General features: G+C 39.8%; 2 protein-coding genes. Both read right to left on the bottom strand.

Going from position 1 to position 10,738, the window contains the following annotated elements:
• Positions 1 to 9 precede the first annotated feature (9 nt).
• Positions 10 to 1,215 (bottom strand): serine hydrolase domain-containing protein, encoded by a 1,206-nt coding sequence (locus QNI15_RS16790; RefSeq protein ID WP_314032669.1) that lies wholly within the window; start codon positions 1,213 to 1,215, stop codon positions 10 to 12.
• 450 nt (positions 1,216 to 1,665) lie between these two features.
• Positions 1,666 to 10,641, bottom strand: a complete 8,976-nt coding sequence (locus QNI15_RS16795; protein ID WP_314032671.1) for a T9SS type A sorting domain-containing protein — start codon at positions 10,639 to 10,641, stop codon at positions 1,666 to 1,668.
• Positions 10,642 to 10,738: the final 97 nt, after the last annotated feature.

A 10,738-nucleotide genomic window follows, 5' to 3' on the forward strand; every position in this document is an offset into this window, starting at 1 on the left:
TCTGAAATATTATTCAGCCGCTTGTTGGGTTGTGTCAGCCCGATGTAGATAGAAGTTGGCTCTTTTAGGCCATAGAATTGCCTGCACTACATTTACCCGGCTCAAACTATGATTAGAGGCTCTATTACTTAGAATCACAATGGTGCTGTGATCCCGCTGATTACGCATAAAATAGGATTTAAAACCATGCCACCATCCGGCATGAAATACCAAAGGCTCCCCGCCTGGTGCATAATACGTGCGCCATCCAAATCCATAGTTTGCATACGTTTTAACATCAAAGTGTTTGGGAGTAAAAGCTTCTTCAAGTGTACATGCTTTAAGTATCTTGCCACTATATAAAGCCTGATCCCATTTAAACATATCTTCTACAGTCGAATATACCCCTTTGTCACCTGTCACTCCCTCCAGATAATAGTTATCTGTAACAGGCCGTATATATCTTCCACCCACATATCCGATAGCTGCCTTCGCTACTTTTGCAGAGTCTGTACCATCAAAGATAAAGCTATGAGTCATACCTGCTGGCCCAAAAATATGTTTTGCTACATACTCTTTGAAACGTTCACCTGTGATTTTTTCCACAATAGCTGCCAGTAAAAAATACCCGGTATTGCTGTAGTTAAACTTCTTATTAGGTAGGTAATAGATTCCAGGCTTATGCTTAATAAATAAGTCGATTACTTCTGCATTGGTAAGGGGTTTATTTTTATCCCGAATAATTTTTTCAAAGGCATACATATAATTGGGAAGTCCCGAACGATGAGTCAACATAGACCGAATGGTAATCTCATGATAAGGAAAGTCTGGAAAGAACTTTTGTATAGAGTCTTCATAACTCAGCAAGCCCTTTTCCTGTAACTGCATGATGGCAACAGCAGTAAACTGCTTTGAAACCGATGCTAACTGGAAAGGAGTATTCAGAGCTAGTGTATCATGAGAAGAGAAGTTTTTATACCCAAAAGCTCCCTTGTAGATGGGCTTCCCATATTGAGCGACCAGAACAGTCCCATTGAATCCATGTTTCTGATTCAGATTATGAAAGAAAGTATCCAATTGGGCGGCTTTTATAGCTGAATCTTCCGGGCTAAACAACAAAGAAACGCTATCTACCATCAAGGCATCCTGTCGGGCTTGTTTCTCTTGTGAACGTGACTCACAAGCAGCAAAGGCCATCACACTTACAATTATCCAACACAGGACAAAAACTTTCATTCCTATAACAATACCATAGGATTCTTTTTTTCTACAAAAGCTGGTCATTCTTTAAATCAAATAATTATAACACTAGATTAGTGCATTGTGAAACAATTGCGTAATCTGACTCAGAGATACATGTAGTATTCTATACGAGCAAACGTAAATGAATATACTTTTCTTCTATTATAAAGATATTTTTTTTAGTTTTTTTCACTTAACAGGCTCCAAATCAATATCCTCTATTTTCATCAAGCTTTTTAAAAGAAAAATAGGTTCTTAATTCCTGGTGCATTATCTTCTATTACTAAGTTAAAAACGTACTAATACAAGCCTGTCATTCAACTTCATAAAAGATATAAAGTACAAAAGAATAATTTGTAAAGCTATTTCACAACTTACGCAACAAAAAGGGGCAACATTTTTGTTGCCCCTTTTGAAATTTAATCTATACTATTAAGCAAAAGCTTATTGTACTACAAATTTAAATCGAGTAGATGAAGAACCATCTTTGGCAACCAGAATAGCCACATAGGTACCCGCTGCCAGCCTTTCACTGAAGGTCACTTTTAGTGTACCCTCTGCATTCCAGCTGGTTTGATAACCTATCATTCTTCCTAACATATCATGAATGGAGGCAATCTTTACATCTGTATTGTTGACAGTAAAGTAAATTACATCTCCATTTCCTGGGTTAGGGAATAAAGTAATCTCTCCCAATGCTCCACTTACGCCAAAGTTTACTTTGATCACTTTTGAATAAGTATAGCTTCCATCCTGATCCACCATTTTCAATCGATAGTAGGAAACACCTGTATAAGGTTTGTAATCAATAGACTGATAGGTCTGCAATCCGGAAGAATTACCTGTTGCAGTTACCTGTGTCACCTCTTCGAAGGTTTTGCCATTCTGACTTTTTTCAACTACAAAGTACGATGTATTGAGTTCCGAAGCAGTCTGCCAGTTCAGATTTACCTGCTGCTCCACGGCTTTGCCTGTAAAATCAAGTAAGGTTACCGGAAGAGGATTGTAGTCAATCTGTGTAGCCAGCGTAAATGGACTGAAGCTTTCTACCGGACCAGCAGCATGCACTGTATTATATACGGAAGTTAATGCACCACTCGTATCACTTACAGTGCTCAGTGTAGGATGGTTGGTAAATCCAGTAGCTCCCATATTTTGCCACTTGGAGATTGTTGTATTCCAGTGAGCTACCCGTAAACCCAGATAGTTATTCGGATCTCCGTTGGTTCCTACTCCGCCAGACTCAGGGTTACGCCAAGTCAGAGTTACATATACCTTATCTGTTAGATTTTCCCGGTTAATCATCCAGAATTCTTTCGCACTTGCATTCCGTATGGAACCATTCGGATCTCCCAGTTCAACAGCCACAGGGTTGAAGCCTTCACTATTTGGATTCTTGTAATAAAACTGACTAATAAACGAAGCCAAGCTATTCAGAGGAGTTCCAGAAGAGATACCACTTGGACGGTAGTAAGAATTTGTACCAGCTACGTATCCGATTGGGAAATAGAAAGTACCCGAGGAGATTCTTCCTACTTTTCGTACCGCTCCTATCACGAAACTAATATCACTTGTATTGATTACACTTGCATTATCACGAATAATCAATAACTGACTGGAAGGTGATTGATCAAGTTTTCCCACATTATTACTCAGATCATTACTTCGAACTAATCCTTGCAGGAACTTCATCTGACGAGAAACACCTACATTAGATCCCAGCATCACAGCTATTCCAGGAATGACTGTTGTGTTATTAACTGTCAGGTTATAGAAATCCTGTGTTCCTGCCTCACTTGCATAATTTTGAGCACTTCGGGTAGTGATAGTCTGAGTGGAAGTACCTTCCAGTTCTACTTCACCTGCACGTGCATTAAAATTATTAGCTGGATGATGATACCAGTTTCCTCCCAAGTAGATTTTATAGTTTGAACCACTCATGTCTACCAAATTGGTTACCCCTGAAGCACTAATTGCATTTGCACCACCAATTGTCAAATTCTCTCGTACGCGTGCATTATTGGTAAACGTTTTGGTTACAGAACCTGAAGCAGCAGGGTTGACAAAGGAGATATTTGCATAGTTAGCAGTTGAAGCCTGTGTACTATTGAAAATCCCCTGAACTTGTTGAGCTACACCAGCATTATACACTACAGTCGTGCCCAACTCAAAATTAATGTCATTATCATTTAATGTTAAAAATCCAGTTGGGAAAGTTGTAGCAGTGGCTGCCGTACCCAATGTCAGCCGACTCTCTCCTGTAGCGCCTATTACAGTAGAGTTACTTGTAACAGCCCTTACATAGTTTACAGACTTAGTTGCATTATTCATAGTGAATGTCTGTCCCGCTATACCACTAATTTGTAATCCATTATCAATAAAGTTATTATTTGGATTAACTGTCAGGCTACCACGTACACGTGTTCCTGGTGAGGCAGTACCATTGGACTGCAAGGTTTTACTTACCAGAGAAACGCCAGTGTTACTACCATTTGTTAACACCAGATTGGCATAAGTAGTATTACCAGTACCACCCAAGCCCTGAACAAGTTGAGCATTGGTAGAATTATAAACTACCGTAGTACCTGATTCAAAGTTTATATCTGATGGATAAGTACCTGTTCCATCTCCTGTACGGAATCCTGTAAGACTAGGCGAAGTTACTCCAGGGAATGTTGTTGAAGTAGTACCTGTGCTACTGATCACAAAACGACTTTCACCTGTTATACCTGTAGTAACTCCAGTTTCGGGTATAACCGTTTGTGCCAATGTAGTATTAAACATACTGAACTTACTACCTGAAGTACCCATAATCTGGAATCCACCATCTGCCAATGTATTATTCGGATTTATGGTCAAATTACCACGCACAGTGATGGATCTGCTTTGTACTGTTTTTACCACAGGCCATACAACTGTTGCAGCAGGTGGTACACTGGCAGGGTTTGTCAGAATCAAATTGGCATACGTAGATGCTGGATTTGCATTATTCTGTAAACCGGCTATTTGTTGCGCAACGGCTGCATTATAAACTACGGTTGTTCCCAACTCAAAGTTCACATGATTCGAAGTTAATGTATATCCGGTCGGGAATGTAGTTGCTGTTGTAGATGTCGCATTACCAAGTGTTATCCGGCTTTCTCCTGACGTTCCTGTAGTAGCTACATTCGTTAATGCATCGCCTGTCAAAGGATTTTTTGCTAATGTGGCATTCTGCATAGTAAAATTACCAACCCCTCCCACACCTGCAATTTGGAAAGCATTATCAATCAGGTTATTATTTGGATTGATTATTAACTTACCCCGAATCGTAGCTTTTGCATCCAGTGTTTTGGAAACTACTTTTGGTAAACTAATAACAGGGTTGGTTAATACCAGGTTTCCATATTGCTGAGAAGCAGTACCTGAGCTTAACCCTTTCACAGTTTGTCCTACTCCCGCAAAATATACAATTGTAGTACCTGCATCAAAGTTTATATCCGCATTTACATAATTTGCAGGAAACGTAGTAGGCACGGTTGCATTTCCTAAAACGAGTTGAGATGTACCTGAAACAGTTACGCCAGTTGTTGCATTTTGAACCGTCAGATCCTGAATTGCATCGGATGCAGACATTCTGAAGGTTTTCCCACTAGTCCCTGTAATCTGAAAGCCATTATCAATCAGGTTACTATTTGGATTGATAGTAAGTGTTCCTCGTACTGTTGTGGCAGCAGTAAGGGTTTTATGTACCATTACAGGAGAAGACACTGTTGGATTCTGTATAATCAGGTTACCATATTGTTGAGAGGCAGTAGCAGAACTTAAACCTTTGACAAACTGATTAGCAGCCGCATTGTAAATCACATAGCTATTGGCATCCAGATTCAGATTAGCATTAGTAAAGTTTAATGGAAACTGAGTAGCGGTGTTACCAACGGTTGTCTTACCTGATTTATTGGCATTTGGGTTGTAGCCTGTTCCTGTAGTGGTAGCAACGTCCATTGCTGCAGACCCTAGGGTAAGTATAGCATTAGAACCCATTGTAAGCTTACCTGTAGCAGTTCCTGTAATCTGGAAGCCATTATCAACTAAGTTAATACCCTGCTCTATAGTCAGATCTCCATTGATTTTGATCGGTCCCAATGCCATACGCTTTCTCTGGGAACCACTCATAAGCCCCCCTGTACCATTAGCATTGCGCAAATACAGGTTTCCATAGGCTGAAGGAGTCACACTAATATCCTGGTGTCCATGTGAACTGTAGGACACTGTACTTCCAGTAGTAAGAGCAATATGAGCTGTCGTAAAGTTAGTCGGGAAAAGAGAAGTCAATGGTGCTTCATTACTATAATCAGACCATACTGTAGCATTGCCTATACTTAATACCCCTGAATCATACACATTTAGATTTCCTGTGATATTACCGACAATCTGATACCCATTATCAAACAATCCTCCTTGTGCTACAGTAAGGTTATTGTCGACTTTAATACCACTATCATATGGCTGATTTCTATTATTGTTAGTACCAGGATCATTACTATTACCTCTTTGATTCTGAACAACAACCCATCGGAAACTATTACTAATACTTCCATTATTAATATCTGTTGGATCAGGTTTTGATTCCCGACCAATTACCAAATTCCAGAATGGACTGGTAGCAGCTACGATATTCTGTGCCCCACCTACAGCATTTTGTCCATCAAAAGTTACAGTATTTCCGTTATTATGATAGAACATACTTTGTGGGTTTGGCGCTGTAGAAGGAGCAATAATCCAGTTACCACTCAAGTTTATGTCATTACCATTGGCCTTTAAATCCCCATTGAGTAAAGTAATATTCCCTCTTCTTACCCCTCCCAAATCTGCAGCATTTACAATGATAGGGCTAGTTAACTTATAGGTAGCTTTAACGGAATTTATTTCTATTGGCCCTTTAAATTCCTCTATTTGACCACCACCAGTACCGTCTGCATCTATTGTTTGTTCCACATTTCCTCTTGTAATAGGATATCGGAAAGAAAATAAACCTGTAAATAGATTGTTCATTTTCGGATCGAGCTTCAAACTTCCATGCACCCAAATCTCGTTGGTAGTTGCATCAGTAGTTAAAATAACATCCTGCCGAATATTAGTCTCCCAACTCATATTTGCACAAGTTGCAACAGGAATATCAACAATAACACGATCAAAGTACTTACCACCGCTATAGCCTTTATTACTAAAGGAATCATTATTAAATACTACGTTATTAATACTACCTGGAATACAGCTACTTCCATTAATAATGCTCGATACTGGTATAGCAGGCAGTGGGTCATTTGGATTTGTTGGATTTGGTACTACCGCCCAGTTTTTAGGATTACTCCATTTGCTATCAGTACTTGTATTTTGTGAATTTCCTCCTACCCACACAAACGTTCCATCTGCTGGTACACTGTTAAATGACATGTAAGTAAGTGTACAACTATTCCCCACGTTTGTACTGTTATTCGCTGTAACAGTTTTTGGTCCTGTCACATTCAAATCCCGTGCTAATACATATGACCATGTCTGATTACTGTTAAAAGTAATATCTGCCAAATCTCCCGGAATACTTGCGTTAATAGACCGCCATGTGTTACAAGTTCCTGTAGCTGTAAATAAACCTGTAGTTGTAGAAGTTGCCAGTGAAGTAAACTCAAAAACACAATAATCATTTATGGTTATATTTGAGTATGTATTGGCAGAACTATTATAGAAAGTCGTTTTGGCTTGAGTTTTCAATACTAAGTTACCGGCGAATGTATACGCGCCTGTACCTGGTATAGCTTCACCGGCTATATTTGTTCCGTTTCCACCTACAAACCATCCAATGCTTTCGTTATCAAATGTCATAGTACGTGTAGCAGCCAGAGTAGCAGAACCACTTACTCTGTAAATAACAGAAGCACCATGAAAGTTAACATTTCTATTGAATGTGGTAGGAAGATTATTAGCCCCAAAAACCACTGTAGGAGTAACCCTGTTAACATTCAGACCTGTAATATCTACTACACCATTAAATACGTTGGTTTCTGTAAAGACAAAAGCATTATTGGCATCAGAAGTTTGGGCCACTGTAAAGTTTTGCTGAAACACATTGTCTCCTTCAAATCTAAATCCACAATCACTACCAAATGTTACTGTACTGGTGAAGATGTTATTATTAGGAGCAGGCTGTGAAGACCCTACAATACGACGCTGGTCAGCAGAATTTACACTCAGTCCACTGGCAACCAAAATTGTACCATATGTATGAGGACATGTACCATCAATAAAGAACTGTCCACCATTTACATTGGTTACATTTCTAAACGTAATGCGGTTGGCAATTGAATTAGAAACGTTATAATCAGCCGTATGAATATCTACATCTGTATTTTCCAGTCTTATATTCGGCATTGTGCGTAGCATACTTGCCGAACGTGGAGAACCTGGATTTAGCCCCCATGTCGTGTTGTCACCCAAAAATGCCTCTACCCAACCCGGAACATCGTCAAAAACCAGTAAGGAACTTGCTCCAGGAGTAACAAAAGTAAATTTATCTCCTCTAAAATCGAGTCCGGTAGATAATCCATTGGCACTGCTACCTGTAATATGGATCTCCGAATTCTGAATATCTAATACCCGATCAGCAAATGTACCATTGCTTTTGTTCGCATTTAAGCGTCCACAGCTTACTGAAATATCATTTGTATTCAGTGTACCAGCTTGCAAGCCTAATTCATTTGCAACCGTAAACGGTCCTGAGTCAGAGAGAGTCCATGTCACACCCACACTATTGAATAATGCATAGGGAAGTTTGGCAACAGTACCGGAAGGAATTGTAATAGTTCTTGTTGGTACTGCATTTGTAGCACCATTAGTAGTAAAGTGAACCAATGCATTGGTTCCTGAGCTACTCATAGTCATTCCCGTTGCAAGTGTAAGATCTCCATTGATCTCCAGTTGATTATTACCAAAAGACAATACTGGAGTCATAGGATCAACATCAGGTGTCCATGTCATATTCCGGCAAGTAGCCCATGGTGCTGCTGCTGGAGTTACACTAGCAATCTGATTAGGCCCACTAAATGAGTTAATATCAAACACCACATCATCTGAAGCTGTTGGAATACAAGCTCCTCCTGCACCACCAGAATGGGTTGACCATGATAGTGGACTATTCCAGCTACTTGTACCACCTACCCAATATAAGGTACGATAGCCAACAATACCGTCATTGTAAAGAACATTGACATTATTGGGAGAAGCCGGGGCTGGATTTGCATAAGCATTAACCATTGCTCCTGAAGAAGCATCAATGTCTTGTACCAATACATAATTATTAAAATACTGTACAGAAGGAAAGTTTACATTGGCTCGTGATCCGGCAACAGTAGATTTAACAGTTACAGAAGCACTACACAAAGCTCTGGGGTCCATATTTCCAGAGAATGTGGCCATCATACCACTTTTAAACATCCAGGTTACTCCTGACCCACTCTGACTGTTTATAGTAGCAGAAGCAAAGCTGCTATTACCATTGTTATTCAATGTAAATGTACTGGATGGATTGACAATCACATCCGCAAACGTATTATCTCCTGTTCCCTGAAAAGTAGTATTACTGGTATTACCAATGGTCAATGTAGAAGTAAAATCAGTAGCATTATTAAATACAACATCTACATTGGCATTGTTTGAGGGATTCAGAGAAACTGCACCTGTAAAAGAAGTTGTTCCACTTCCAGAAGCAAATTGTAATTCTGTACCTGTTGTATTCGCTAAGTTGGCAGTAAATGTACTGGCAAATACGTTTGTACCTGTAAATTCGATATCATTAGCCCGACCAGCTCCGGTATTTAAATTAACTGCTCCATTAAATGTATTTGTTCCATTAAAAGTAGCCACTGTACCCGTACGACCAGCAGTAAAAGTTACTGCTGAAAATATATTATCATTTGGAGAAGCAGAGTTACTACCATTGAAAGCAACAACATTGTTATTTCCGTTGATAGTAAAGTTACCATATGTCTTTGGTGCACTACCATTTACTGTAAAATTATGAGCAATTGAACTGCTGAGATTAATAGTTCCAAACGTAATCCGATTGGCAGTATTGGAAGTATTGATGGTAATATCAGTAGGATTCGTAATTGTTAAGTTTGGTAATGTTTTGCTTTGAGATCCAGTTTCTACAACTATCGATCCGTTACCAGATAATGTAATAGTAGAAGTTCCGGGATTCAATGTAAAGTTTGAGGTATTACCTTGCAGATCCAGAACCGTTCCGGTACCACTTATTATGTGTCCTGTTGAGCTTCCCAGATTCAGAGAACGTGTCAGATCAGATGCATTGTTTACTGTCAATGTACCTGTAGTGATACTTCTTGAGGTTGCATCTAATACTCCAGCAACCAGATTTAAAGTATTCACTACAATAAAATTATTCGTATTCAAAGCCCAGCCACCACCTTGTCCATTAAAATCAACATTTGCGAATGTTTTTCCACCTGAATTAATAGTTCTCCCAGTAGATGTGGCAACAAAAACTACTTTCCCAAGGAAGGTGCTGCCAGCACCAGTCTGATTCATTGCACCAATCATCGTCAGGTTACCCGCAATAGTTAACGTACGAGCTGCAGTCCCTGCAAGAGTAGGTGTATTGGTTGCCCCTGTCCAGTTCATAGACCGACACACAGCATCTATATCAATAGTAACAGTACTACTTCCAGCACTAAAAGAGCTACCATTAAAGTTGACATCATCATTGATGGTAGGAATACATTGTCCACCAGGACCACCTGATGATGAACTCCAGTGTGCTGTTTCACTCCAGTTTCCAGATCCACCTACCCAGTATAGGGTACGGGCAGGAGAAGCACCAAAACTAAAAGTAATACCCGTATTATTTCCATTGTTCACACCATTACTAGCAGTCAGATTTGAAGTACTATTCTGGATATCTTGAATCGTTGTTCCACTCAATGTCTGAGCACTGGACAAAACCACTCTTGCCTGGCTACCAGAAGTCGATGATCCAACGATGATATCCCCACAACCAGGTGTGGAAGTAAATGCACCTGTAATTGTATTTGTACCGCTACCTGAAGGATTAAATTTCCATGTAACATCATTGATTGCCCCATTCAAGCTGACAGAAGCAAAGCTATTGTTTCCTGTATTAGCAAAGCTGACATTTCCAGCATTAACAGTTACCCCTGAAAACACATTATTTCCACTCCCGCCAAATAACAGGCTTCCCCCATTCATAGTGGTTGGTCCTGTGAAAGTATATCGACCATTCAAGGTCTGTGTCCCATTAAAGGTAACATTGTTCAAAGTTAACCCTGCACTCAGTGTACCTGCGATTGTTCCATTAGCGATCAGGTTAGTCCCTGCCCAACTCCCTGCTACTGTACCTAAACTCAATGTTCCATAACTTTTGGTCGAGGTTCCAGTAATGTTGATTGTCGCATTCGAACCTCCACTTAGAGAACCAATCGTATGGGTAACCGCTCCATTACCT

Origin of the sequence: Xanthocytophaga flava, assembly GCF_030068545.1 — a bacterium.
Lineage (GTDB): Bacteria > Bacteroidota > Bacteroidia > Cytophagales > 172606-1 > Xanthocytophaga > Xanthocytophaga flava.

Coding starts and splice junctions, on each gene's coding strand:
- QNI15_RS16790 (WP_314032669.1), bottom strand. CDS start 1,215: ATGAAAGTTTTTGTCCTGTGTTGGATAATTGTAAGTGTGATGGCCTTT.